Consider the following 26290-nt stretch of genomic DNA (forward strand, 5'->3'; position numbering starts at 1 on the left):
CTTCGGCCTCTCTTTTGGTCGTTGAGGATTATGGCTATCACCTACTCCCAGGAAGGGAACGGGTCAGATAATTTTTTCCACGTTTCTATGCCTTCCAGTAGTTCTGCCTCGCTTAGCAAGCAGTCGTCCAGCGCTTCGCGCATTTTAGCTTGATCCAGGTTCTGGCCGATAAAAACCAGCTCCTGGCGCATATCGCCAAACGGTTCCTGCCACTTCTCCATGATAAACTGACGCGTTTCTGGGTCGGTTGGCCAACGCTCTTCGGGGATCGCTTTCCAGAACACACCTGCCGGGCCGTGGTGAGCGATACCGCCTGCTTGGCTCCACTGACCAGCGGCCTGGGGGCGGGTGGCAAGCCAGAAGAAACCTTTGGAACGTAACAGGCCTTTGCCGAACCACTCCTGGTTGAGTAAATCGTGGAATTTCTGCGGATGGAAGGGCCGACGGGCGTGGTAAGCGAAGCTGCCAATGCCGTACTCTTCGGTCTCAGGCACATGCTCGCCGCGCATCTCTTTCAGCCAGCCGGGGGCCAGTTGGGCCCGCTCAAAGTTGAACTTGCCGGTATTGAGTACTTTATCCAACGGCACGCCACCTTGGGTGATCGGCACTAGTTCTGCATCAGGGTTCAGCGAGCGTAAAATCGCCTGCAGGGCTTCCAGCTCTTTTTGGCTGATTAGGTCTGTCTTACTAATGAGCAACACATCGCAAAACTCGATTTGATCGACCAGCAGGTCGGCGACATTGCGCTCATCCTCTTCACCCAAGCTTTCACCGGCTTCTGCTAGGCTTTGCGCTTCGCGGTACTGCTCAAGAAAGTTGGCCCCATCGACAACGGTCACCAGGGTATCTAACCGGGCAACGTGGGAAAGGCTCTGGCCGCTTTCATCTTCAAAAGTGAAGGTTTCCGCCACGGGCAACGGCTCGGAAATCCCAGTGGATTCAATCACCAGATAATCGAATTTTCCTTCTCTGGCCAGCTGGCTGACTTCTTCCAGCAGGTCTTCGCGCAGGGTGCAGCAGATGCAGCCGTTACTCATCTCTATCAAGCGCTCTTCAGAGCGGTTCAGAGCAACATCTCTATCCAGCGTCGATTCGCCAGGGCCACCGCGCACCAGTGCACCATCAATGTTGATCTCACTCATGTCGTTAACGATCACTGCCACCCGACGACCTTCACGATTGGCCAAAATATGGTTGAGTACGGTGGATTTACCAGCACCTAAAAAACCCGAAAGCACGGTGACGGGTAGGGGAGAAAACGCAGTCATTGCTAGCACGCCTCTAAACACATTTATGTTATGTGATAATATAACAATAAAGAGGCGTTTAGATAAAGGCTTGTTTTGGTAACTGAGTATCAGCGCTTATATTGCGTGGGACAGTAGCCGCGTAGAACATCCGGTGAACGCAACGCGGTATGCTTTGTCGCGCGGCCGGTGACGCGTTTACGCCATAGGCGAAACGAAGCGGGTTTGAGCTGGTGACGCATTACCTCTATGACATCCGGTTCGGCTAAACCAAACAGCGTTTCAATCGCTTCAAATGGCGTTCGGTCTTCCCAGGCCATCTCGATAACGCGTGACTGCTCGTCATCGGGTAAGCGACGAAAGCGTTTAACGGGTGCTTTTGGCATCGATCACCTCGATGTATTTGAAGGGTGGGCATTTAGGTGGCGGGCAGTGTAACGCTTTGTCACATACCAGCGTAACGCATCGATCACGATGAACAGCGCAAGGCTGACGCCTAAAACGGGTAGCGCCAGACCTAACGTGATAGCAACTAACAGCACGCTGAGCTTGGCTTTGATCGGGAGCAGTAACCATGGCTCTGAAACCGTCGGGAAACGCTGACCACTCGCCTTGCGCAGCCGCCGCCATGCCATGGCGTACCCCCAGCCCATTAGCGTCACAAGCCCTGCAGCGATCAATGCCAGCACTACTTGATTGACCAAGCCAAAGAGAACGCCCATGTGCAGGTCAATCCCCCAGCGGGTGAGCTTGGCGGCTAAGGGGAACGTCTCAAAGTCGGTTTGATCGGTGACCGCCATGCTGCCCGGGTGCAGCGCGACCTGGTCCACTTGGGTGGGCCAACGCCGATCAATTTCTGCTACCCGCCAGGCCTGGTTTTCACTGGTTGGTGGGGAGAGTTGAATGCGATCTGCCGTTAGCCCTGCCGCACGTGCCGCCGTGAGCGCACGATCAAAATCTTCTGGCAGCAGCTGTGTACTGGCTGAAACGGGGGCTGTATGGCCGTGATGTTCGGCATGCTCGTCAGTGGTTTGGCTATCAGTATCGATCAGCGCTGTTGAGGCGCTAGGCGTGTTCCAGCCCCAGGCATTGCGCAGCTCCGCGATATTGCCCCCCGCCCATTGCGACCAAGTAAGCCCCGTCGCCGAGAAGAACAGCAGTCCGATGGCAAGTACCAATCCTAGCGTGGCGTGACGTCGCCGGGTTGTTTGGGCTCCAGAAAGCGCTTTCAGCGCCGGGCGCTGCCACATCCATAATATGACGCCACCCAAGGCAGCGAGCCAAAGCCAAGACGCGGCTAATTCGCTGTAAAGGCGGCCTACATCGCCCATTAACAGCTGACGGTGCAAATGATCAATCGCCGTGCGTAGCGGCAAAATACCGCTGGTGCCGTAGACCGTTGTGTCTCCCGTTATTTCCAGCGAAATCGGGTCAACAAACAGCGCGCGATGTTCCGAAGGGCCGAGGCCAGGAGTGGTAAACATCAGGCGGGTGGTGTCGCCGAGGGCTGGAGCGGGACGTACGGTACTGGGTAATGCTGGATTCCCGAGGTGGCGCTGTACAGTGGCAATCTGGGCTGCAAGCGGCTTTGGTTCACCTTCTGTTACCCCATAAAGCGTGTCGTGATAGAGCCACGTTTCAAGAGGCGGGCTAAGCAAGTAAGCTATTCCTGATAGCGCTGCAATGAGAATAAAAGGTCCAATAAAAAGACCAATATATAAGTGCAGGCGACTAAGCAGGGCAAACAGAAGCCTTTGGGTGCGAGCGGAAGAGGGCGGTGGCATGGCAAGAATCCGAGCATGATCGGCGAAGAAGTTTGCCAGAGTAGCCAATCCCCTCGGCAATCACCAGCGTGCAGGCAGCGGTGAAAGGTCACATGCTTAACGGTTAGAAAGCGCTGGTTTGGCAGCTAACAGCGCACGGAACAGGCCATTCATCAGCACGGGTTCATCGTGGCGAATCGTGAAGCCAGCCTCCGCAAGCAGTGGTTGTGCTTGGCGGGTAATATCGGTGGCAAGTGCTGAGGTCAGATGGTTCAACAGACGTCGGCCCACCCCAGCAGGCTGTTCATCCGGCTGGAACTTATCCATCACACACAGCTGGCCGCCGGGTTTAAGCACACGGTGCGCCTCTGCAAGCCCTCGCTGTGGGTTAGGCATGACCGCAATGATCAGATGCATGATGACGGCGTCAAAGTGCTCGTCGGGGTAGTTGAGCGCCTCGGCATCCATCACCCGGCACTCCACATCGCGGCGTAGCGTTTCAGCCCGTTTAGCCGTGCGTTTAACCATGGCTGGGGCTAAGTCGGTGGCGTGTAATTCGATATCCTGCGGCAGAAAAGGCAGGTCTAGCCCTGTGCCGGCGCCGACCAATAACACCCGCATACCCGGCTCCCAATCCACCTGGCCTAGCGCAATACGCCTTGGCCTGCGGAAAGCACGAGCAGCAACCACATCATAAAAAGGGGCGTAAGCGGTATAGCGCAGTCGGTTCCAAGCAGTCGTGTTGAACATAACGCCTCTTTGCAGCGCAACGCTGCGATGGCTGAATAGCAAAACCTGACTATTTACATCAGGCTTTTCTATAGCATAAAAATGGCTGTGCAACCAAATAGAACGCACCAGTGTTTTAAAGTTGTCTTATAAAAGAATCCAAGAATAGAGGTGTAATACATTAAATACCAATAAAGTGCATTCAATTTATTTAAGTTATTGTTGAAATAATTGGAGAAGTAATAATTACCTTAATAGGTTTATATAGCGATTGCCACGATTTACTTTATATTAAGATGACAAGAATATGCGCTTGTCATCTTATACAGTTACCCTTGCTGCAGGCGCGCGGTTAAATTCTCCACTAAATCCATCACAAGTTGTCGGTCATTTTGGTTTAAAGGTGCTAGAAGCTGCTTCATCCTGCTTGACTGGTCATCAATATGAAAGCTTGCTTGACCGAGTAATTCTGCAGCTTCGCAATTAAAAACCTCCGCAAGTTCTATTAGACGCACAATATTGGGTATCACCCGCCCGCGCTCAATGCGAGAAACGGCTTCATTGCCAACGCCTAAGCGCTCAGCGACTTCTTCTTGAGTCATTTGACTGCGAACCCTCTGTTTGGCAATGGCTCTGCCAATACTGCCTGCGAGCCGATCCTGTTCTGTTTTATTCACAACGTCCTCCATTAGACCTAAATGGTTGAGGAACGACCTATTGACATGAAGGGCTGTTTGGGTTGAATATCAACCTCTAAGGTTGGTTTGGATGATGAAGGTAACTTTTTGTTTCATATGGTTGCTGTTTGAAGTATTAGTTGTTGATGAAATAAGTTTAATTGGGCGTTTGAAAAAGAAAAAAGCCTAAATGCACAGCGTAAGGCCTGGAAGTTTGAAGCGGATAGGTTTATGCCGCAAAGAAAAAGAGAATTTTATGACAATGTTTAATAATAAAGTATGAGTTAGTTTTGGTAGTGTTGAGCTTCTAGCTGGAAGGTTTTTAAAGTGAATGGGTGTCAGTGATCTGGTTTTTTCATTAAAGCTTTTAAAGCCTGAGTAGATGCTGGAATATTTTATATGGCGGGTATAAGTGATGTTTTCAAAAGTGCTGTTAAGAAAGAGCTGGCAAGTAGCCTGATTTTGGCACGACTAATCCGAAGGCGTTTAATAACATGTCCCCTACCTCGGCACCAGAAATTTTTCGACAGTTAGCGGATAAGCTATCTTACGTCAGCGAAGAGGGTTTTTTTCACCACCTAGTGAGGTCCTTAGCGGATATTCTCAAGGTGAATCATGCCGTTGTAGAGCACATCGATAGCCACCATGAAATGGCGACCACACTGGCCATGTGGTCACAGGAAGCATTCAGTGAGGGGGCTCCTTATGCTTTGGAAGGCACGCCATGCCAGCAAGTAGTTGATCTCTCAACATATTTTATTTCCTCTCGGGAGTGCCAGCACTTCCCGAATGATAAGCGGCTAAATTTACTCAACGTTGAAGGTTATTGGGGCATCGCTATCACAGCGCCTGATGGCAGCTTTTTAGGCGTTATTGCGCTGATGCACTCCTCTCCTTTGGTACTACCAATATATGCCGATGACGTATTACGTATCGCTTCTGCGCTGGCAGGGGCTGAACTGGCACGTCAGTTAGCGGAAAGCCATACCCAAGAGCGGCTACTGTATAAGAAGCGGGCATTGCAGCGTATTGGTCGGCACAATGAAACTCTGGTTCATACCATTAATGAACAGCAACGCTTTCAGCAAGCTGTTGTTAGCGTTGCAACAGCGGTCTCAGAAACAAGTGGCGATGCATTTCTGCATCAACTGACCGCCCATATGGCGGAGGCGCTGTCTGCCGACGTGGGTTTTATCGCGTTATTAGATGAGCACGATTCTGATATCGCGCATACCTTAACGCTATATGTAAATGGTCAGCTTCAGGATAATTTCGCCTATTATTTGCCTGGGGTTCCCTGCCATAAGGTGATGGTTGAGCAGGAGTGTATCGTTCATGAAGGAGCCGCCATCATGTTGCCTAAAGAGAGCAACGGGGCACTGAGCTGGGTGAACGGCTATGTAGGGCGTCGGCTTGATAACAGTCATGGTCAGCCGATGGGCCTTATTGGCGTCATGTTTAAAAAGCCGCTAGACGATGTGGATATCGTGCGTAATGTGTTGCAGATATTTGCGGCGCGGGCAGCGTCAGAGCTTGAGCGTCAGCGAGACGAAGTACGAATACGCCAATTAGCCTTTTGTGATCCTGGCACTCAATTGCCTAATCGGGCCGCTTTTATGCGCCACTTAGAGCGAGTCTTCGCCGATACGCAGATCCCTGAACTGGCGCTATTGCTGCTGGACCTGAATCATTTTAAAGAGATCAACGATACCGCAGGGCACGATTTGGGCGATTTAGTCCTTAAGGCCGTTGCTAGCAACTTTGCTGCGTCGCTAACGAAGGATGAGTTTTTGGCCCGATTAGGGGGCGATGAGTTTGTCGTCGTTTGCCCTGGAGTAGGAGCGATTGGTGCGTTAGCTGCCGCTCAGCGGCTGTGCGATAGCATTGCATACCCGATGCTGGTTGAGGAGCACTCCTTTGAACTCTCAATGGGCATCGGTATTTCGCTTTATCCCCAGCATGCGGCAACGCCCTTGGAGCTTTTGAAGCATGCTGACATCGCCATGTATCAGGCTAAACGGCAAAAACTTTCCACCTGTGTATTTGAACCCTGGATGGGGCGCGTCGTCGCTGAGCAGTTGAATATCGCCAAGCGCTTAGCGTCCGCTATTGCAGAAAAACAGTTAAGCTTGCACTTTCAGCCCCAGGTGGATTTAAACAGTGGCCAGTTGATTGGTGCCGAAGCGCTGTGCCGGTGGCACGATGAAGAGCTTGGCGACGTATCGCCGGGTAAATTCATTCCCATTGCCGAAGAGCGTGGGATGATTGTAGCGCTTGGTTATTGGGTGATTGAAGAAGCTTGCCGACAGCTGGCTGAGTGGCGGGCGCAGGGCTATTCCATGCCGGGGCAGCTAGCGATCAATATTGCCGCCCAGCAGTTCGAGGAAGAAAACTTGGTCGCCAACCTGCTCGATAGCTGTGCTAGTTTCAGCATCGAGCCCTCGCAACTTAGCTTGGAAATTACCGAAAGCGGCATCATGGAAAATCCTGAAAAAGCGATCGCCATGACCGAAGTATTAAAGGGAAAGGGGTTGGGGCTATCTATCGATGATTTTGGCACCGGCTACTCATCGCTTGCCTACCTGAAGCGCTTTGCCGCCGATAAAATAAAAATCGATATCTCCTTCGTCCGCGATATGCTCACTAGTGACAATGACCGTGTCATCGTGGCGACGATTATTGCCATGGCAAACACGCTAGGGCTTGAAACCATTGCCGAAGGTATTGAAAGCCAAGATCAAATCGCCGCCTTGCTTTCACTTGGCTGCAGCCAAGGGCAAGGTTACTACTTTGACCGGCCACTGGCCGCTGAGCAGTTTGTGCAGCGCTGGCTCTGCTAATCTAACAGGAAGAGATTGGTTAAGTATTTGCGAAGGGTTTTCGCAAAACTACGGCTTGTAACCGACCACCCGCTTAATGTAGCGCCTCTCCACGCGGTTCAACATATTGAGTAAGTTCTAATTTTTTGCCTCAGTCCTTTCAAAAAGCTCGGTCAGTCAGGGTGCCAAGTAGTCTAGACTCATGCTATACCTAAAATGTAATCTAATCTTTACATGCGTGCATGGTGTGTATTTTGGCGATAGCGAGCAATAGCAGAAGGACGCAATTAGCTGATCGAATGGTCTCTAACGTATGTCGATTCGGCAAATAAGCGTATTTGAATTCAGTCAAAGGATTGTACAGGAGGATTACGCTAAATGAGTGGATCGACCCCGCTAAGCAAATTTTCACGCCGCAAAGGTTTTTTTTCGCTAGCCGCTCTAGGCGGGCTGCTGGTTGGAAGCTTCCCTCTTGAGGCTTTTGCGTTTGGTTTTGATGATGTCGCTAGAAAAGCAGAAGAGCTAGCCCAGCAGGGCTATCGTGCTCCAGAAACGTCGTTGCCCAATGAGCTGCGCGAGCTCAGCTTTGCGGAATATGCGCAAATACAGTACAAGCGAGATCGTGACGTGTGGAGCGGTAGAGGCGCACCTTTCACCCTGAGCTTTATCCATGAAGGGATGCATTACGACAGCGCTATCCAATTAAACAGCATTGATCAGGAAGGCGAGGTTCATGGCTTTGCGTACAACCCTGATGACTTCACTTACGGTGACTTAGGCATCTCCGACGAAGTGAAGAACAGCGATGGCGTTGGTATTGCCGGTGTCAGGATCAACCATGCGCTCAATGAAGGTGGTCGCAATGAGGAGATGATGGTCTTTCTGGGGGCAAGCTATTTCCGCGCTATTGGCGGAGGGCAGGTTTATGGGCTTTCAGGGCGCGGTTTGGCCGTTGATACAGGGCTACCTTCGGGCGAGGAGTTTCCTCACTTTACAGAAATGTGGATCATCGAACCTAGCCCAGAAAGCCAGTACTTGACGATTTTTGCCCTGCTTGATTCGCCTAGCGTTACTGGCGCCTACCGCTTCGTGCTGCGTCCTGGAGAAGACACCTTAGTCGACGTGCAATCGCGGCTATATTTGCGCCGGGCGGTCGAGAAATTGGGGATAGCACCGCTCACTAGCATGTACCTTTATGGCCCGGAGCAGCCCTCTTCGACACAACACTATATCCCGGCAATTCATGATTCTAATGGCCTATTAATCAATGATGCGCAGAATGGTTGGACATGGCGCCCGCTAGCCAATCCAGCCAGATTGATGATGAATCGTCAGGCAACGCCTCAGTTACGCGGTTATGGCCTGATGCAACGTGGTCACAATTTTAGCGATTATCAGGATATTGCCGCACGCTATGACCTGCGCCCAAGCGCTTGGGTTGAGCCACAAAATGAATGGGGGGCCGGTAGTGTTGAACTGATCCAGATTCCGACGGACAACGAGACCAACGACAACATCGTTTCGATGTGGCTGGCTGATGAAGCGCATGACCCTGAAACCCCGCTGGCGTTCGATTACCGTATTACGTTCACAACCGATGAAAGCCGTCACCTTGATCCTCAGCTTGCGTGGGTTGAAGAAACACGTCGCTCACGGGGAGAGGTGATTCGCGATAACCTGGTGCGCGAGCCCGACGGTACGCTCGCTTTCGTCCTCGATTTTATCGGGCCCTCGCTTTCCGGTATCGGCAGCGATGCCAATATGGCCGTTGAGGCAAGCGTTGGCGATAATGGTGAATTAGCCAATAGTCGCGTTGTTCATAACCCGGCGACCAACGGCTGGCGTGTATTTGTCAACGTGAAGCGCAGTAATGGCAGCCAGCCTTTGGATATCAGGGCCAAGCTAATGCTCGATGGCAAGCAAATGTCCGAAACGTGGTACTACAGGCTGCCCGCTAATGGCTGAAACAATATCTCCCTCCCAGGCAGCGCCAACGGATCTGTATTTAGAGCGATTGGCGTTGGAAACCCAGGATCGTAAGGAGCGCTACACGCTATTAGTCGGTGACCTTGATCAACACGATATGGCTTCGCTACATGCTGCGTTGGGTGGAGATAGCGAGGGCGAAGGTGATTGGCAGAATAAAAATAGTGATGATCCAGCGGCCTTATCAGTGGGCCGACGCTTGGCGCTTGCCTATGCAGAGCCGCCGCTAGCGCCACCAGACGTGCTAACGACGGATGCTTCCAACATTACGCGACTGCGAACGGCGCCACCGATGAAACGAACGCCATTGGCGCCCCAGAAGTGGTCGACCAATCCTTTCGTCAATATTGGGCGACGTTTCAAGCGCTGGGCTAACGGTGATTTTCGAAAGCGCAGAAGAGAGTCACCCTCCGCGTCCTGGAAGTGGGTCGCCAGAAGGCGTCGTTGGATTTTGCTGGTGTTGATTTTCGGTCAAAGTATTATCGCTGCCAATCAGATGCGTACCGTACTCCCCGGCCAGGGCCTGCAGTGGCTTGAGGTTACTATTCTGTCGCTGTTTGTGCTGCTGTTCGCCTGGGTGTCCGCGGGATTTTGGACCGCTTTGATGGGATTTTTTCAGCTATTACGAAGCCATGATCGCTACGCCATTGACAGCGAAGTGGGCGACGAGCCGATTGATGATGAAGCGCGCACAGCACTGCTGGTGCCGATCTGTAATGAGGATGTTGCCAGAGTGTTCGCCGGCGTGCGCGCCACCCTGGAGTCCCTGCGCAGTACAGGCAATGACCGGCATTTCGATATCTTCATCCTGAGCGATACGTCTGATCCCGATATTGCTATTCAAGAAACCTACGCTTGGCTGGGGTTGTGTCGTGACCTGAATGCTTTCGGCCAAGTTTACTATCGCCGTCGACAGCGCCGTGTCAAACGCAAGAGCGGTAATCTGGACGATTTTTGCCGCCGGTGGGGAGCGCTATATCGTTACATGGTGGTGCTGGATGCCGATAGTGTCATGAGCGGCAAATGCCTGACCCGGTTGGTGCAAATGATGGAGGTGCACTCGAGGGTTGGCATTATCCAAACAGCGCCACGCGCTTCGGGGCGCCTCAACCTGTACGCTCGCATGCAGCAGTTTGCGACGCGGGTTTACGGGCCGCTATTTACCGCTGGGCTCCATTTTTGGCAACTGGGCGAGTCGCACTACTGGGGCCATAACGCGATCATTCGTCTGGCCCCGTTCATGCAGCACTGCATACTGGCGCCGCTGCCCGGTAAGGGCTCCATGTCCGGTGAGATATTATCCCATGACTTTGTCGAAGCAGCGCTGATGCGGCGTGCGGGTTGGGGGGTATGGATTGCTTACAAGCTGGAAGGCAGCTATGAAGAAATGCCGCCTAACCTGCTTGATGAGCTCAATCGCGACAGGCGCTGGTGCCACGGGAATTTGATGAATTTCCGGCTGTTTTTCTCGCAAGGTATTCACCCCGTTCACCGTGCCGTCTTCCTGACCGGTTTAATGTCTTATCTCTCAGCGCCGCTATGGTGTCTTTTCTTGGTCCTTTCTACCGCACTTTTAGCCGTGCATAGCTTTAGCACGCCCGACTACTTTCCTGAGCCGGGAATGTTATTTCCTGTTTGGCCGCAGTGGAATCCTACTTTGGCGGTGGGGTTATTCGGTGTGACCGCGTTACTGCTGTTTTTACCTAAGCTGCTCAGCGTACTGCTGGTGTGGATAAAGGGCAGTCGTCAATATGGTGGGCCGCTCAAGGTGCTGGCGAGCATGGTTCTTGAGTCGCTATTTTCGATGCTATTAGCGCCGGTAAGAATGCTGTTTCACACCCGTTTTGTACTGACGTCAGTGATGGGGTGGGCGGTTCAGTGGCGCTCACCGTCCCGGGAAAATAGCGACACGACGTGGGGTGATGCCATTCGTGCTCATTGGACACAGACTCTCATAGGGGCTGTATGGGCAGCGGGTGTTTACGTGATGGAGCCCACTTTTCTTTGGTGGCTCTCGCCCATTGTCGTTGCTTTGATGCTATCCATCCCGGTGTCGGCATTATCGAGCCGTGTTTCATTAGGGCAGCTCAGCTTTCAAAAGCGGCTGTTCCGGATTCCTGAAGAAACGCAGCCACCAAGGGTGCTGCGACGCATGGTGAGCTTGCTTGCCCAGATGAACACCGGGATGTCGGCTCCCTCTTTTGTCCGAGTGGTGGTAGAGCCCGTGCCTAATGCGTTAGCGACAGCTTTAGGCACATCACGGCACACCGATGTCGAGCCCATACGCCAGCGCCGAGCCGAGCGGGTTTCTCGTGCCGTATTGATGGGGCCAGCGGGGATGAGTCGATTGGAGCGGCTGGATTTTCTAGATGATCCAGTGATGATGTCTCAATTGCACTATCACCTATGGGTCGATAGTAAGGCGCATCACAGTTGGTTTGAACTGGGTCTGCCAGGGCGTGAATCCACGCATCTACCGACCTTTAGCTAAGCTTACTTTTGCATTAAGCGTGTGTGACGGACACTCACCAAACTGCTGCTTATAGTCGTGGGCGAATTGGCCCAGGTGCCAGAAGCCCCAGTAAGTGGCTATTTCCGTTACTGACTGCTTGGGTGATGCGGCTCGCAGCGCCCGACGGACACGATTGAGCCGCGTTAAACGTAAATACTGCAGCGGGCTAATGCCCAAAATGGCCGTAAAGCTGTACTGCAGCGTGCGCCGGCTAACATGGGTCAACTGGCAAAGCTCATCCATGGTCACCGGGCCATCCATGTGCTCGTCCACATAACGCTTTACCCGGTCAACCACTTCTTTGCGATGCGCGTAGCTGGGCGGCAGCTCTGTACTAGGCTGTTCGGCTTGCAGGAGTTCCAGTAGCGCCATCAGCAGAATGTCTTGATGGATATGGCTAGCAATAGACAGCGTTTGGCTAGTCAGCAGGCGCTCGATAAGAAACGCGACGGCATTGAGCGTTTCGTTTGCTGCTTGTCGACGGGGCATGACGTCCCAGCCTGTATCCAAACTCATCCCCTGTCGCTTAGCGGCCTCTGCTAACGCTGGCAATTGAATCACCAGCCCATAGATATCGAATTCTTCCGGCGTCACCAATTCAAAATCCCGCCCACCGGGGCGGCACATTACGTCGCCCTCGCTAAGCGCTTGGCCATTGATCCGCGTGCCATGTCGCGTCGTGGGAATGCCGATCCATAGCGAGTTTGGCCATACCCGACACTGCTGGCGTAGCGCTTGCCCAGTGTGCTCCTTGAACACTTGCATCGTCTCTAATGCCACTTCATCCAGGCGACCATAGAAGCTGCCTGGGCTGAGCTGGTCGTACTCCTGCTGCCAGCGCGTCAGATTTTGCGCGTGCTCATCGGCATCGAACGCTTCCTGAACGCATCTTTTTGGTGCAAATGCGCTTTCGAGCGTGGTCATAGGGCTCTCCTCAAGCGTTATATGGGCTCAATAGTGCTGGGTGAACGCCTTAACTTGCTGTATTTAATTGAATTTATTAAATATTCAAGGGTTTGCCAAAACTCGATACTCCCTCTCTAGTGATAGCGCTATGGTGGAAACAAGCAAGTTTTATACCTCAACGCGCAGTCAGCGCGATAAAAAGCAGTCGTTAAAAAGGAAAGCTCCATGGCGCAGACCTATCACACCACGGTGGGGAGTCGCAGCTACCGCTTCGCAAGCCTAGCCGAGCTGATGGCCAAAGCCACACCGCCTCGTTCTGGCGACCGATTGGCTGGCGTAATGGCGGAGAGTGCCGAAGAGCGGGTGGTCGCTCAAATGGTACTCGCCGAACTCCCGCTGACCACCTTTTTGAATGAGGCCCTGATTCCTTACGAAGAGGATGAGATCACCCGGCTGATTATGGATGATCATGACGCCGACGCCTTCGCTCCCATTCGTCATCTCACCGTGGGCGATTTTCGTAACTGGCTACTCTCCGATCACGCGACTAGCGATGTATTAACGGAAGTGAAAGCGGGGATTACCCCAGAAATGGCCGCTGCCGTCAGCAAGCTGATGCGCAATCAGGACTTAATTCTGGTGGCCAAAAAGTGCCGGGTCACCACCGCCTTTCGCAACACGATTGGACTGCCGGGGCGGCTCTCGACCCGATTGCAGCCCAACCATCCCACCGACGATGTGACCGGTATTGCCGCCAGTATCTTGGATGGTCTGCTCTATGGCAGTGGCGATGCGGTCATTGGCATCAATCCCGCGACTGATAACGTCGCCCAGAGCGTCAAGCTGATGCGCTTGATGGACGAAGTGATTCAGAAGTATCAAATCCCCACCCAGTCCTGCGTGTTGACCCACGTAACGAACACCTTAGAAGCGATCGAGCAGGGCGCCCCGGTCGATTTGGTCTTCCAATCGATTGGCGGCACCGAGGCCACTAACCGCAGCTTTGGCTTTGACTTGAGCACTCTCGCCGAAGCCGAAGCAGCCGCGCAGACGCTCAATCGCGGCACGGTGGGGCGCAATGTGATGTATTTCGAAACCGGCCAGGGCAGCTCGCTCTCCGCCGATGCTCACCACGGGCTCGACCAGCAAACCTGTGAAGCCCGCGCCTATGCGGTGGCGCGCAAGTTCAACCCCTTGCTGGTGAACACCGTGGTGGGTTTTATCGGCCCGGAGTATCTCTTTGACGGCAAAGAGATCACCCGTGCAGGGCTTGAGGATCACTTCTGCGGCAAGTTGTTGGGCGTGCCCATGGGCTGCGATGTCTGCTACACCAATCACGCCGAAGCCGATCAAAACGATATGGATAACCTGCTCACGCTGCTCGGCGTGGCGGGCTGCAACTTCATTATGGGGATTCCTGGCTCCGACGACATCATGCTCAATTACCAGACCACCTCTTTTCACGACGCGCTCTATGCACGTCGGGTGCTGGGGCTAAAAGCCGCGCCGGAATTTGAGCGCTGGCTCGAAGAGATGCAGATTTTCCAGGATGTCAGCACCCACCGGCTCAATGACCAGCTTCCGGCCGCCTTTGCCAATAGCCTGCGCCATCTGCCCAAGGAGACGCGCCATGGCACATGATCCGTCATCTCCCATCGTGGTGGAGAACTCCTGGGAGAGGTTGAATGCCTTTACCGACGCGCGCATTGGCCTGGGGCGCGCTGGGGTTAGCCTGCCGACCAGCAAGCTGCTGGCGTTTCAGTTGGCTCACGCCCAAGCGCAGGATGCGGTGCACTGTCCGCTGGATGTGGAAACGCTCTCCACTGAGCTGACCCAAGCCCTCAATTTGTCTGAACCACCGCTTCGCCTGCACAGCCATGCTCAGGATCGTGCCATGTACCTGCAGCGGCCCGACTATGGCCGACGCCTTAACGACGAGAGCCGTGAGCACCTGCAGCAAGCCGCCGCGTCCCAGCAGCGCTATGACCTTGCGATTGTCGTGATCGATGGGCTTTCCGCGCTGGCCGTGCAGCAAAACAGCGCGCCGTTTCTTAGCACGCTTTATCAGATGTTGAGCAGTGACACCGCTGATTGGCAGCTAGCGCCGATAACGATTGTTGAGCAGGGGCGGGTGGCCATTGGCGATGAGATTGGTGGGCTGCTCAACGCGGACGCAGTGCTGGTGATGATCGGTGAACGGCCGGGGCTGAGCTCACCGGATAGCCTGGGATTGTATATGACCTGGGCGCCGGAACCGGGGCTCAAGGATGATCGGCGAAACTGCATTTCCAACGTGCGCCCGGCGGGTTTGCAAGTAGAGGAGGCCGCCCGGCGTTTCTTTCTGCTGTTAAAAGAGGCCCGTCAGCTCAAGTTGTCTGGCGTTAAGTTGAAAGACCGCAGCGAAGACGATGTGTTGGAAGGTGAATCAGCATCAGGCTCGACACGTAACTTCCTGGTGGCGGATTAACGTCACCCAAAAAGCGATATCCCATAACAACGATCACATAACAAAACGGAACAACGTTGGTAAACAACAGCACGCCGCTGACGACGATTTCGTTCCACACTGAAAGGGCAAAACGATGACACAACCATCGATTGATCAGGCGTATCTGGCAAAACGCCAACTGCGCAAAGGCACCGCTGGCTGGATACTGCTGGCGGGGCTTGGGGTTTCCTACGTCATTTCCGGTGACTTCGCCGGGTGGAACTTTGGTATCGCCGAAGCGGGCTGGGGTGGCTTTGCGATAGCGGCCTGTTTGATGGCGCTGATGTATCTGGCCCTGGTGCTGTCCCTCGCGGAAATGTCCGCGGCGATTCCTGCAGCGGGCGGTGGCTATAGCTTTGCCCGCCAGGCAATGGGGCCTGCCGGTGGTTATTTAACGGGGCTTGCAGTATTGATCGAGTACGCCTTGGCCCCAGCGGCGATTGTGATCTTTATCGGTGCCGCGGTAGAGGCGTTAATCGGCATTAACGGCCCGCTGGTTTACCTGATTTTCTACGCCGTGTTTATTGGTATCCACTTGGCAGGCGTGGGGGAAGCGCTCAAGGTCATGATGGTGATTAGCGGCCTGGCGGTATTCGCTATTCTGGCAACTGCTGTCGCGCTAATTGGCAGCTTCGACGCTGCCAACCTGTTCGATATTGCCCCTACCGATGCGACAGGAGCGAGCACTTTCATGCCCTTTGGCTGGTACGGCGTCTGGGCGGCACTACCCTTTGGTATGTGGCTGTTCCTGGCGGTGGAAGGCGTACCGCTAGCGGCAGAAGAAGCCAAAGACCCCGCCCGGGATATGCCCAAAGGCATTATCGCGGCGATGCTGTTTCTGCTCTTCACTGCGTTGTTAGTCGTGGTGCTACTGGCCGGTGCGGCGGGTGCCGAAATGATTGGCCAAAGCGGCGTACCGTTGGTGGATGCACTGAACGCGGCGGGCAACCCGACCCTGGCTACGCTGGTGAACGTGCTGGGCTTGGCGGGGCTGATCGCCTCTTTCTTCTCGATTATTTATGGCTACAGCCGTTTGGTCTTTGCGCTTTCTCGGGCGGGGTACCTCCCCAAGGCACTGTCGCTGACCAGTGGCCGTAAAGTGCCTTATTTGGCACTGATCGTGCCTGGCGTGTTCGGCTTTCTGGTGTCGTTGAGCGGGGAGGGCGACCTGATGCTGGGAATGGCCGTGGTCGGTGCAACCATTTCCTATGCATTGATGGCACTGAGCCACATTATGCTGCGCGTACAGCAGCCTGACCTGCCACGTCCGTATAAAACACCTGGTGGTGTCGTGACGTCAGGCATCGCGCTTGTGCTGTCGCTAATCGCGCTAACCGGGGTCTACGCTTTTGACCCGCGTGCCTTTAACTACACCATCGTGCTGTTCATTGTTGGCGCAGCCTACTTTTTCTTCTATAGCAAGAATCACCTCGTAGCGAAAACCGCCGAGGAGGAGTTTGCACTGGTGGTCGCGTCACCTGAAGAGCTGGATGGTAGTGATTCAGACCCAGCGGTCTCGACAGCGAAGCTGTAACTTACAAGGCTAATCGCCTAGGCTGAACAAGCCTCTTTGCCCTGCGGCAAAGAGGCTTTTTTTGGCTGATGAGAAGGAGTCGTTATGGCGTTAACATTTGATAGTCCCAATGAACAACAGCGCTGGTATGCCGTGGATGATGGCGTGATGGGGGGCGTTTCAAAAAGTGGTTTTTGCGTTAGCGATGGCGTAGGTCGCTTCCAGGGCGAGGTATCGCTGGAAAACGGCGGTGGTTTTGCCTCCGTTCGCCGCGAGCCCAACGGGTTCGAGCCAACGCTAGCGGATGCCCAGGGCATAGCGCTAACCGTGCGGGGGGATGGGCGCACCTACCAACTTCGCCTAAAAAGTACCTCCCTTGGCGATGCCTCAGCGTACCGAGTGAAATTTACGCCTGCTCAGGATAGCTGGGAAACGCTGCATTTCCCCTGGAGCGCCTTTGAAGCGGTGCGGCGAGGAACGCTATTGAGTTATGCCCCAGCCGTAACGCCCAGCGAGATTCACCAACTCGGCTTTTTAATTGCAGACCGCACCGCAGGGCCTTTTTGCCTTCAGATCAAACGTATCGAACCCATGCGCTAACTAGGCATTGGCTACCCACCAAGGTCGTCTCGCATGTAGTTTCCAGTTACGCGAAGCTGGTAAAAATGATCAGGAGCCCGGCCCGTGAAACACTCACCTGCGTACCGCTTAGCGACAACGATTTTGCATGGCTTCGATGAGTATCGTGCGCGCTTTAAAGAGATCACTGCCGATGCCAGTCGTCGTTTCCGCGACGCAGCCTGGCGTGACGCTCAGCAAGCCTCGGCGGAGCGAATTAATCTCTATCAGGAAAAGATCGACGTTACGCTTGGGCGCCTGAAGCGCACTTTCGATCCTGAAGTGGTGTCCCACTGCGAGTGCTGGCGCGAGGCGCGCAACCACTACGCCGAACTGATCAGCCACCGGCTCGATTACGAACTAGCCGAGACCTTTTTTAACTCGCTATTCTGTGCGATTTTCCATCACCGCCATATCCGTAACGATTGGATGTTTGTGTATAGCTCCCGTGAGGATGCCGCCCACCGCTCGGGAATTGACCTATGCCGTCGCAAACAGGTTAACGGCGACTGGCAGGCCGCGCTCAAATGGGCGCTTATGGACGCTCCCTTCGGCAATCGCTTTGCGGACATAGACCAGGATACCCATCTCGGCGCCACCTTCTTACAGCAGCACTTACCCTCGGCGATGCTGGACGCCGATGATACTGAAATCGAGCTGTTGAATAGCGTCTTTTATCGCAATAAAGGGGCTTATCTGGTGGGACGGATTATCGGCGGCGGTGAGCAAGTGCCACTGGTGCTGCCGGTACTCCACGGTGAGGGTTTTGGTGAGCAGACAGGCGGCGATTCCGGACTGCACCTGGATACGGTATTGATCGAAACTGACGAGGTGTCGATTATTTTCTCCTTCACCCGCGCCTACTTTCAGGTCGAAGTGGCGGTACCCAGGGAGTTTGTCGATTACCTTCAGCAGTTGATGCCGCATAAGCCAGAAGGTGAACTCTATGCCTCAATCGGCTTCTTCAAACATGGTAAAACCGAGCTTTTCCGGGCGCTGAATCGTCAGGTCGCCAAGCGTGAAGATCAGTTTATTATTGCCCCTGGCGTTCGTGGCATGGTGATGGCGGTGTTTGTGCTGCCCAGTTTTCGCACCGTGTTTAAGATCATTAAAGATAAATTCGACCCGGCTAAAGACGTGACCCACGCCGTGGTGCGCGAAAAGTACCGGCTAGTAAAACGCCATGACCGAGTAGGGCGCATGGCCGATACTCAAGAGTTCTCCAATTTTATTGTCCGACAGGATCATTTTGCGCCGGAGTGCCTAGCGCATTTACTGGAAGTGGCGCCCTCTACCGTTGTGTTGAAAGACGATAAGGTGATTATCAAACACTGCTATACCGAGCGCATGATGACGCCGCTGAATATCTATCTGGAGCAGTGCAGCGACCAAGAGAAGGAGATGGTGCTTAAGGATTACGGCAATGCCATTAAGCAGATGGCCGCAGCGAATATCTTTCCCGGCGATATGCTGCTGAAAAACTTTGGCGTGACGCGCCATGGAAGGGTGATCTTCTACGACTACGATGAGGTCTGCTACCTCACCGAATGCCGTTTCCGGCAACTTCCGAAGTCCTATGGCAATGACTTCCAGGGGGGCGATACGTTATCCATCGGCCCTAACGATATTTTCCCAGAGGAGTTTGGCCCTTTCATGTTCGCGAATCCTCAGTTACGCCGCCTGTTTATGGAGCAGCATCCAGAGTTATTCGACCCTGACTACTGGCTGGAACTGCAGCAGGCAATCATCGATGGCCGGATTATCGATGTCTACCCATACCGCAACAAGCAGCGCTTTGCGGGCAGTATCGGTCAGCTTGTATATTAGTGGCATACTTAAGAGTCAGTGAAACATAAACAACGAGGCCTTCATGGCAGCAAGCCCGCATTTGGTGGTATTTACCGGCTCGGGAATTAGTGCTGAGAGTGGTATCAAGACCTTCCGTGCCAGCGACGGCCTATGGGAAAACCATCCAGTCGAGGATGTTGCCACTCCCGAGGCGTGGCAACGGGACCCGCAGCAAGTGCTGGATTTTTATAACCAGCGTCGTGAACAGATCCGTCGTGCCAAGCCCAACGCGGCGCACAAGGCGCTGGCTGCCCTGGAGCAGGATGGCTTCAACGTCAGCATCATTACCCAGAATATTGATGTCCTTCATGAGCGTGCAGGCTCTCGTCATGTATTGCACCTACACGGCGAGATTTTAAAAGCCCGTTCATCAATCGATGAGCGCATGCGCTACCCGCTGCCGAAAGGGGGCATCGAGCTGGGCAACGTGTGCGACAAGGGCAGCCAGCTGCGACCCGACGTGGTCTGGTTTGGCGAGTCGGTGCCGCTGTTTGCGGAGGCCTGTGACCTTGTTAGCCAGGCTGACTTTCTGTTGGTCGTCGGCACGTCGCTGGCCGTTATGCCTGCCGCTTCGCTGCTCTCGTACATTGACTACGACACACCTTGCGCACTGGTCGACCCGGAGGCGGATATGCTCAGCCCGCCGGGCGTGCTGGCAATCAATACCACCGCCGGAGAAGGCGTTCCGGCGTTGGTAAATCGCTGGAAGCAGCAGGGTAATTTGCTGTTGTCTTAAAAATTCGAGACCGGATCGGCACAGCCTTCTGCGGGGGCGCTTCAATCACTGTGGTGGCGCCGAGCACGCGAACATAAAGGGAAAAAAGCACGTGAAGAGCGCAATCTGTAGCATTTTTATCGTGATGGCTTGGGCGGGCGGTGTTGCCGCGCAGGATGTGACTTATTCGGACGAGGCAACGGAGTCCTGCCTTGCTGACGCATTAGATGACGCGCGTCTGGCCTGCGTCGGTGAATCCGCGAATGCCTGCATGGCCGGTACAGAGGGCGGTTCCACGACGGTCGTTATGGGTGGTTGTCTAGATCGGGAACGGCAGTTTTGGGACGATCGGTTAAACACCGCTTACAGCGACCTGATGGCGATGTACGCCTCAGCTGACGCTGAGGCAGAGGCTGACAGTTGGAACACACCGGCACAGGCGCCGACGCTGAAGGCAATGCAACGGGCCTGGATCGGCTACCGCGATGCCCGCTGCGATTTCGAGCGGGCGAAATGGGGTGGCGGCACCGGCGGTAGCCCTGCAACCGCGCAATGTCTGATGCGGGTCACGGCAGAACAGACACTGGTGCTGATCGACGGTCTGGACGGATTGCAGTGACACGCGCCGAGAACGAGGCCCGCCGTGTTGCTGGCAATCAATACCACTGGCGGAGAAGACGTTCCGGCGCTAGTGAATCATTGGAAGCAGCAGGGTAATTTGCTGCTTTCCAGAGCCATTAAGACTCAAGAAACCATGCTTTCATCACGCTGGTAATCTGAGTGATTTCTGCTTCAGAGGTGATATAGGCGGGCATGGTATAGAGCCAGCGGCCAATGGGGCGCAGCCACACGCCGCGCTCCCGGGCGAAATCGCCTACGCCCTTTAACGCTTCAGCGGAGTGCGCTTCGATCACGGCGGTGGCGCCGAGCACGCGAACGTCGGCCACGGCCGGGTGCGCGTTCAACGCCTGGTCTTCGAGTAGCTCATGCTGTAACTGCTGGCTGAGTATCGCGATTTTTTCCAGGTAATGTTCTTCCTCGAAGACGCGCAGACTCTCTAATGCCACGCGGCAGGCCAACGGATTGCCCATAAAGGTAGGCCCGTGCATAAAGGCGTGATGAGCGCTGTCGCCGATAAAGGCGTCGTGGACACGATCTGTGGCGAGCGTTGCTGCGTGACCCAAATAGCCGCCGGTCAAGCCTTTGGAGAGCACCATGATATCCGGCGTGATGCCCGCATGGTCGGCGGCAAACAGTTTGCCGGTGCGGCCAAAGCCGGTGGCGACTTCATCAAAAATCAACAGCACCCCAAACTCATCGCACAGTTCCCTGGCGCCAGTGACATAGTCCGGCGAGGTCATGTTGAGCCCGCCTGCTGCCTGTAAAAGCGGCTCCATCAGCAGGGCGGCGATCTCATCATGGTGGCGCTCAAGAACGCTACGCAGGGCGCTAAGATCGTGCTCGACCTGTTCAGCGGTGGCATCAAAAGGGGCCGTGGGCGCCGGGGCGAAATGGTGCTGGGGCAGTAGGCTGGCGAACAGGCTGTGCATACCTTCTTCTGGGTCGCACACTGCCATGCAGCCGGTGGTGTCACCGTGGTAGGCCTTCATCAACGAGAGCATCTTGCGCTTGCCGGGGTGGCCGGTGAGTACCTGGTACTGGAGGGCCATTTTCATCGCCACTTCCATGCCCACCGAGCCGCTATCCGAATAGAACACATGATTCAGCCCGTCCGGGGTAATGCGCACCAGCTCTCGAGCTAATTGATCGGCGGGCTCATGCGTCAAGCCGCCGAGCATCACATGGCAAAGCTCACCTGCTTGTTCGCGGATGGCCGCCACCAGACGGGGGTGGCCGTAGCCGTGAATCATGCACCACCAGGAGCAGGTGGCATCTAGCAGACGCTCGCCGCTTTCGAGCACAAAGTGGGCACCGTCACCGCCAACCACCTTGGGCGCGGGCGTCTGGGTTTTTAAGTGGGCATAGGGGGGCCAAACATGGCGGTGCCAAACCGGCGTAGTCATAACGGCTCCAGGGAGAGATAGGGGGCGGCAGTCGCGGCGTTGGGGGCATCAAGATGAGGAATAATGCCTAAACAGGGGGCCGCCAGTTTGGCGTTCAAATGGGCGATATTGGCCTCAAAGCGGGCTGTGTCAGCCGCAAAGGCGGGGTCTACCACGCTGCCTGCCCATCCTGCTACTACCAAGCCGTCGGCGCGAATGGCTTCTGCTGTTAAGCGGGCATGGTTTAAGCAGCCCAGCTTTAGGCCAACCACCAGAATCACCGGCAGCTCAAGCGCCATCGCCAGGTCGGCAAAATCTTCCTGCTCGTTTAACGGTACGCGCCACCCACCGGCGCCTTCAATTAGGGTGAAGTCTCTGGATGTTTGGGTAAGCGTTTCACGCAGCAAGCTAACGATGGCGCTAATTTCAAGCGGCTTGCCCGCTTCAAACGCGGCAAGATGAGGCGCAATGGCCGGGGCAAAGGCGATGGGGTTCACCGTGGCGTAGTCGACCGGCGGCACGCTTTGATGCTGAAGGGCGAGGGCATCACTATTCCGCAAGCCTTCAGGCGTGGCTTGGCTGCCCGAGGCGATAGGTTTTAAGCCTAGCGTGCTCAACTGCTGTTGGCGGGCGGCATATAGTAACCCGCTGGTCACCAGGGTTTTACCCGCATCGGTATCGGTGCCAGTCACAAACCAAACGTTCATAGCGATTTTTCCAATTGCAGCGTTAAGCAGTGGTAGCTCACGGGTAGGCCGTCCGGCTGGCGGAGTTGTTCAAAGCGCGCTTGTGCGGCGGCGATGTCATTTCGGCTAAGGCTGGTCTGTGGCCGGGCAATCTGGGCGCCGACACCTTTGATAGATGCCATCACCGCCTTCAAATCAGGGTAATAGAAGCGTTCAACGGTGGCCGCCTGGCGGGAAATGGTTAAGCCGCTTTCATCGATGGCCCTCTCGACACTGGCGCGATCAGGTGTTTGCAGCAGCGCTTCGGGGCGCTGCCAGGCAAAGGCGATCTCCTCCAGGGTGCCGGGCAGCAGCGTCGTAATATATGCCAGCCCACCGGGCGTGAGAATCCGGTAAAGCTCAGCCATCACCGCACCAATGTCGCGACACCATTGCACCGCCAAGTTGGAAAACACCAGATCAAATGAACGCTTATCAAATGGCTGGGCAGCCGCGTCGCCCGGTTGCCAGTGGATGCTTTCACCGTGGCGTTGTCGAGCCTGTTCCAGCATGCCAGGTGCTAAGTCTAAACCGGTGATCTGAGCGCAGGGGTAACGTTCAGCCAAGCGCTGTGTCCAGACACCGGTGCCGCACCCCATATCCAACACGTTAAAGGCGTGTGGAGGTAACGACCCCCAAAGCATCTCGCCTATGTGGCGTTGTGCAGTGGCTAGTGCATCGTAGCGGGGAGCGGCTCGTGAGAAAGCGTGGGCGACCCGTGCCTGCCAGTTTGCCTCCGTCTTCAGCGTTAGATCGTTCATAAAGCCGCCGTACTGACGTTGGTCATCTGGTTAGCATGACGAACAATCTCGGCGGCGAGCACCTGGGGTTGCGAGAGCATCGGGCAGTGGCCGACATCGCTTAGGGGGGCGCTGATGCGGCGCTGGGCGGGGCTGATAAAGGGATCATGGTCGCCAATAAGACGTACTACCGGGCAAGGGGGCGCCGCTAAGCGTGGACGATTATCAATCGACGCCAACCACTGCAGACCGGTAGCCAGGGTGGTGCTGTCGGCGGGGGGCGTATCACCCAGCAAATCATGCAGTTGCCGAGCAGCCTGCCGAGGGCCGGGCTCCCCTTGGGTCTGCCAGCGCAAGAAATGTTGCCACGTCGCGGTGGGGGCACGTTGAAAGGCGCGCTGAAAGGCACTCAGCTCGGCACTAGTGACGCCCCCTTTGGCACTGACCTCGTCTTTGACACAGAATGCATCCCCCGCACCGAGCAGAATCAGGCCCCGTGGTGGGGGGAGATATGCCAGTAGCGCCGTAGCCAGTAGCCCACCCAATGACCAGCCGACCCAAACCGCATCGCTGGCTAACGACTCGGCCATAGCCTCGGCCAGTTCTTCCAGCGTCGCGTTGGCCTCAAGTGAGGGCGTATCGCCGTAGCCGGGCCACTCTACTGTCTGGGCAGCTAGACAGGTGGGCCAGTGCGCCTCGAGCGGCTGCCAAATACGCTGGTCGATTCCCCAGCCGGAGAGCAGGATTAAGCGCAGGGGCTGCATAACGCCTCTTGGTGCTGGCAGTGGTGGAGCGCGGCTAACAGTTGATCAATATCGTCGTGCTGGTGGCGCGCACTTAAAGTCACACGCAGACGGGACTCACCCTTGGGCACCGTTGGCGGTCTAATCGCCCCCACCTGTATGCCCTTTTGCTGGAGCTGTAACGCCCAGCTTAGGGTGCGCGCTTCGTCCCCCAGGATCAGCGGCTGAATGGGGGTGGTCGAATCGCTGAGAGGTAGTCCCAAGTGCAGCGCCTCATGGCGAAAGTAAGCGATATTAGTGTTTAGCTGGGCGCGGAGTCCCTGTTCACTCTGAACGATCTCCAGCGCTTTTAACGTCGCGGCGGCGATGGCCGGAGGCTGTGCGGTGGTGTAAATATAGCTGCGTGAAAACTGAATCAGGTGCTCGATTAGCTTGGCATCCCCGGCGACAAAAGCCCCGGCGGTACCTAATGCTTTGCCCAGAGTTCCGACCAAAATCGGCACCTCGGAACTGTTCCAAGTGCTGCCCACGCAGCCGCTGCCATTGTCGCCTAGCACGCCTACCCCGTGGGCATCATCGATCATCAGCCAGGCGCTGTGCTGCCGACTGACTTCGACCAGCGTGGCAATGTCGGCGATATCGCCATCCATACTGAAAACGCCATCGCTGACCACGAGCTTATGCGCGCACTCACTGCGCGCCAGCAGGCTTTCCAGATCAATAGCATCGCGGTGATGAAAGCGACGCGAGCGGGCAGCGCTTAACGCGGCGCCATCGATTAGCGATGCGTGGTTGAGGCGATCCTGGAAAATAGCGGTATGGCGATCTGCCAGCGCTTGCAGCACGCCTAGATTGGCCATATAGCCGGTAGAAAACAGCAGCGCACGTTCGCGGCCTGTCCAGCGCGCTAACGCTTCTTCCAGGGCGTCGTGAATCTCCAGATGACCGCTGACCAAATGCGAAGCGCCTGCACCTGCACCGTAACGGAGAGCGCCAGCCGCCTGTGCCTCGCTAACGCGCGGGTCTTGAGCGAGGCCCAGGTAGTCGTTACCCGCAAAGTCGAGGGTATTGCTTTTGGCTACCTGACGAGTTCGCCAACGCTCCGTCTGTTGACGATGAGCGCGGGCGTCGGCCAGACGCTGTTGCCACGCTTCAGACACTGGCATCTACCGCCAGCTCGGCAACGCGTTCGGCGTGCACCTGCTGCTGTGCCTGTTGGGCAAGGCGTGCCGCTTGGATATCCTCGCTTTCGCAGGTCTCGCGCTTCTCAGGGTGCAGGCCCAGCTTGGCAAACAGCGCGCGGTCACGATCCACCTGGGGGTTGCCGGTGGTCAGCAGTTTGTCGCCGTAGAAGATCGAGTTGGCGCCTGCCAAAAACGCCAGCGCCTGGGTCGATTCGTTCATCTGCTCACGGCCAGCGGAGAGCCGCACATGGCTTTGCGGCATCATGATGCGGGCGACCGCAATGGCGCGGATGAACTCGATCGGGTCTAAATCCTCGACGTTTTCCAGCGGCGTGCCGGGCACTTTCACCAGCATATTGATAGGTACGGACTCCGGATGTGGCGACAGCTTAGCCAGTTGTTGCAGCAGGGCGCTACGATCCTTGGCATCCTCACCCATACCCAGAATGCCGCCGGAGCACACTTTCATGCCTGCATCGCGCACGTTGGAGAGGGTTTCCAGCCGGTCGCTGTAGGTGCGGGTGGTGATGATTTCGCCGTAGAACTCCGGCGAGGTATCCAGGTTGTGGTTGTAGTAATCGAGTCCCGCCGTGGCCAGTCGGCTGGCCTGTTCGCCGTCGACCATCCCCAGCGTCATGCAGGTCTCCAGGCCCACGGCTTTTACCTGACGAACCATCTCTTCGACCAGCAGTAGATCTTTATCGCGAGGGCTGCGCCATGCGGCGCCCATGCAAAAGCGGCTGGCGCCTGCCTCTTTCGCTGCCTTGGCTTGTTCGACGACCTTTTCAATTTCCAGCAGCTTCTCTTTTTCCAGCTGAGTGTTGTAGTGGCCGGATTGGGGACAGTATTTGCAGTCTTCGGGGCAGGCGCCGGTCTTGATCGACAGCAGGGTAGAGACCTGCACCGCGTTAGCATCGAAGTGGGCACGGTGAACCTGCTGGGCTTGAAACAGCAGGTCGTTGAACGGCAGCGCAAAAAGCGCGTTGATCTCGTCCAGCGTCCAGTCGTGGCGTTGTTCATGAAGGAACTGTTCGTGATGCACGGTCATCTGTAAACCTTATTATCTGTATTAGT

At 55.4% G+C, this 26290-nt stretch carries 22 protein-coding genes; 10 read left to right on the top strand and 12 right to left on the bottom strand.

The window, feature by feature from the left end:
• Positions 1-41: 41 nt before the first annotated feature.
• From zigA to Q3Y66_RS02720, 5 genes are all read right to left on the bottom strand, one after another.
• Positions 42-1268, bottom strand: coding sequence for a zinc metallochaperone GTPase ZigA (zigA, locus tag Q3Y66_RS02700; protein WP_008959809.1), 1227 nt, complete (start codon positions 1266-1268; stop codon positions 42-44).
• 89 nt (positions 1269-1357) lie between these two features.
• Positions 1358-1633, bottom strand: a complete 276-nt coding sequence (locus tag Q3Y66_RS02705; protein WP_008959808.1) for a TIGR03643 family protein — start codon at positions 1631-1633, stop codon at positions 1358-1360.
• Positions 1634-1636: 3 nt separating this feature from the next.
• On the bottom strand, positions 1637-3031 hold the full coding sequence (locus Q3Y66_RS02710) for a PepSY domain-containing protein (RefSeq protein ID WP_008959807.1): 1395 nt from the start codon (positions 3029-3031) through the stop codon (positions 1637-1639).
• A gap of 96 nt (positions 3032-3127) precedes the next feature.
• Positions 3128-3760 carry a class I SAM-dependent methyltransferase gene (locus Q3Y66_RS02715; RefSeq protein WP_008959806.1) on the bottom strand — a complete coding sequence of 211 codons (633 nt, stop codon included), beginning with the start codon at positions 3758-3760 and terminating at the stop codon, positions 3128-3130.
• Positions 3761-4068: 308 nt separating this feature from the next.
• A complete protein-coding gene (locus tag Q3Y66_RS02720) occupies positions 4069-4416 on the bottom strand; it encodes a helix-turn-helix domain-containing protein (RefSeq protein ID WP_008959805.1) in 348 nt (115 codons plus the stop codon).
• Between the two features lie 494 nt (positions 4417-4910).
• Here Q3Y66_RS02720 and Q3Y66_RS02725 point away from each other — a divergent pair, with 494 nt between their 5' ends.
• The 3 genes from Q3Y66_RS02725 to mdoH all read left to right on the top strand — a co-directional run bounded on the left by Q3Y66_RS02725 (position 4911) and on the right by mdoH (position 11712).
• Entirely contained in the window at positions 4911-7256 is a 2346-nt protein-coding gene (locus Q3Y66_RS02725; RefSeq protein ID WP_008959804.1) for a bifunctional diguanylate cyclase/phosphodiesterase, read from the top strand.
• Between the two features lie 357 nt (positions 7257-7613).
• The gene (locus Q3Y66_RS02730; protein ID WP_008959803.1) at positions 7614-9200 is read left to right on the top strand and encodes a glucan biosynthesis protein G; all 1587 of its coding nucleotides are present in this window, start codon (positions 7614-7616) and stop codon (positions 9198-9200) included.
• The gene (gene mdoH, locus Q3Y66_RS02735; protein ID WP_008959802.1) at positions 9193-11712 is read left to right on the top strand and encodes a glucans biosynthesis glucosyltransferase MdoH; all 2520 of its coding nucleotides are present in this window, start codon (positions 9193-9195) and stop codon (positions 11710-11712) included. The genes Q3Y66_RS02730 and mdoH overlap by 8 nt, the downstream gene beginning before the upstream one ends.
• Here the strand turns inward: mdoH and Q3Y66_RS02740 are convergent.
• Complete coding sequence (locus Q3Y66_RS02740; protein ID WP_008959801.1) at positions 11695-12657, bottom strand: helix-turn-helix domain-containing protein; 963 nt, start codon at positions 12655-12657, stop codon at positions 11695-11697. The two genes, mdoH and Q3Y66_RS02740, sit on opposite strands and share 18 nt — an antisense overlap.
• A 207-nt stretch (positions 12658-12864) precedes the next feature.
• Here Q3Y66_RS02740 and Q3Y66_RS02745 point away from each other — a divergent pair, with 207 nt between their 5' ends.
• The 7 genes from Q3Y66_RS02745 (at position 12865) to Q3Y66_RS02775 (ending at position 20440) form a co-directional block, all read left to right on the top strand.
• Entirely contained in the window at positions 12865-14280 is a 1416-nt protein-coding gene (locus Q3Y66_RS02745) for an ethanolamine ammonia-lyase subunit EutB (RefSeq protein WP_008959800.1), read from the top strand.
• Positions 14270-15106, top strand: a complete 837-nt coding sequence (gene eutC / locus Q3Y66_RS02750; RefSeq protein WP_008959799.1) for an ethanolamine ammonia-lyase subunit EutC — start codon at positions 14270-14272, stop codon at positions 15104-15106. The genes Q3Y66_RS02745 and eutC overlap by 11 nt, the downstream gene beginning before the upstream one ends.
• 115 nt (positions 15107-15221) lie before the next feature.
• Positions 15222-16661 carry an ethanolamine permease gene (eat, locus tag Q3Y66_RS02755; RefSeq protein ID WP_008959798.1) on the top strand — a complete coding sequence of 480 codons (1440 nt, stop codon included), beginning with the start codon at positions 15222-15224 and terminating at the stop codon, positions 16659-16661.
• A gap of 84 nt (positions 16662-16745) precedes the next feature.
• Positions 16746-17240: a CIA30 family protein gene (locus tag Q3Y66_RS02760; protein ID WP_008959797.1), complete on the top strand. Its 495-nt coding sequence runs from the start codon at positions 16746-16748 to the stop codon at positions 17238-17240.
• An 84-nt stretch (positions 17241-17324) separates the two neighbouring features.
• Positions 17325-19085, top strand: coding sequence for a bifunctional isocitrate dehydrogenase kinase/phosphatase (gene aceK / locus Q3Y66_RS02765; RefSeq protein WP_008959796.1), 1761 nt, complete (start codon positions 17325-17327; stop codon positions 19083-19085).
• A gap of 43 nt (positions 19086-19128) precedes the next feature.
• Positions 19129-19842, top strand: a complete 714-nt coding sequence (locus Q3Y66_RS02770; RefSeq protein WP_008959795.1) for an NAD-dependent deacylase — start codon at positions 19129-19131, stop codon at positions 19840-19842.
• A 91-nt stretch (positions 19843-19933) separates the two neighbouring features.
• Complete coding sequence (locus Q3Y66_RS02775; RefSeq protein WP_008959794.1) at positions 19934-20440, top strand: lysozyme inhibitor LprI family protein; 507 nt, start codon at positions 19934-19936, stop codon at positions 20438-20440.
• A 118-nt stretch (positions 20441-20558) separates the two neighbouring features.
• On the opposite strand, the gene bioA is transcribed toward Q3Y66_RS02775, so the two are convergent.
• The 6 genes from bioA to bioB are packed head-to-tail and all read right to left on the bottom strand — an operon-like array spanning position 20559 to position 26264.
• Positions 20559-21845: an adenosylmethionine--8-amino-7-oxononanoate transaminase gene (bioA, locus tag Q3Y66_RS02780; RefSeq protein WP_008959793.1), complete on the bottom strand. Its 1287-nt coding sequence runs from the start codon at positions 21843-21845 to the stop codon at positions 20559-20561.
• Positions 21842-22531: a dethiobiotin synthase gene (gene bioD, locus Q3Y66_RS02785; RefSeq protein ID WP_008959792.1), complete on the bottom strand. Its 690-nt coding sequence runs from the start codon at positions 22529-22531 to the stop codon at positions 21842-21844. Before bioD ends, bioA begins: the two co-directional genes overlap by 4 nt.
• Positions 22528-23310 (bottom strand): methyltransferase domain-containing protein, encoded by a 783-nt coding sequence (locus Q3Y66_RS02790; RefSeq protein ID WP_008959791.1) that lies wholly within the window; start codon positions 23308-23310, stop codon positions 22528-22530. Before Q3Y66_RS02790 ends, bioD begins: the two co-directional genes overlap by 4 nt.
• Entirely contained in the window at positions 23307-24053 is a 747-nt protein-coding gene (locus tag Q3Y66_RS02795; protein WP_008959790.1) for an alpha/beta fold hydrolase, read from the bottom strand. The genes Q3Y66_RS02790 and Q3Y66_RS02795 overlap by 4 nt, the downstream gene beginning before the upstream one ends.
• A complete protein-coding gene (gene bioF / locus Q3Y66_RS02800; RefSeq protein WP_008959789.1) occupies positions 24035-25198 on the bottom strand; it encodes an 8-amino-7-oxononanoate synthase in 1164 nt (387 codons plus the stop codon). The genes Q3Y66_RS02795 and bioF overlap by 19 nt, the downstream gene beginning before the upstream one ends.
• On the bottom strand, positions 25185-26264 hold the full coding sequence (gene bioB, locus Q3Y66_RS02805; protein WP_008959788.1) for a biotin synthase BioB: 1080 nt from the start codon (positions 26262-26264) through the stop codon (positions 25185-25187). The genes bioF and bioB overlap by 14 nt, the downstream gene beginning before the upstream one ends.
• Positions 26265-26290 lie beyond the last annotated feature (26 nt).

The sequence above is a fragment of the Halomonas sp. HAL1 genome (assembly GCF_030544485.1).
Taxonomy (GTDB): domain Bacteria; phylum Pseudomonadota; class Gammaproteobacteria; order Pseudomonadales; family Halomonadaceae; genus Vreelandella; species Vreelandella arctica.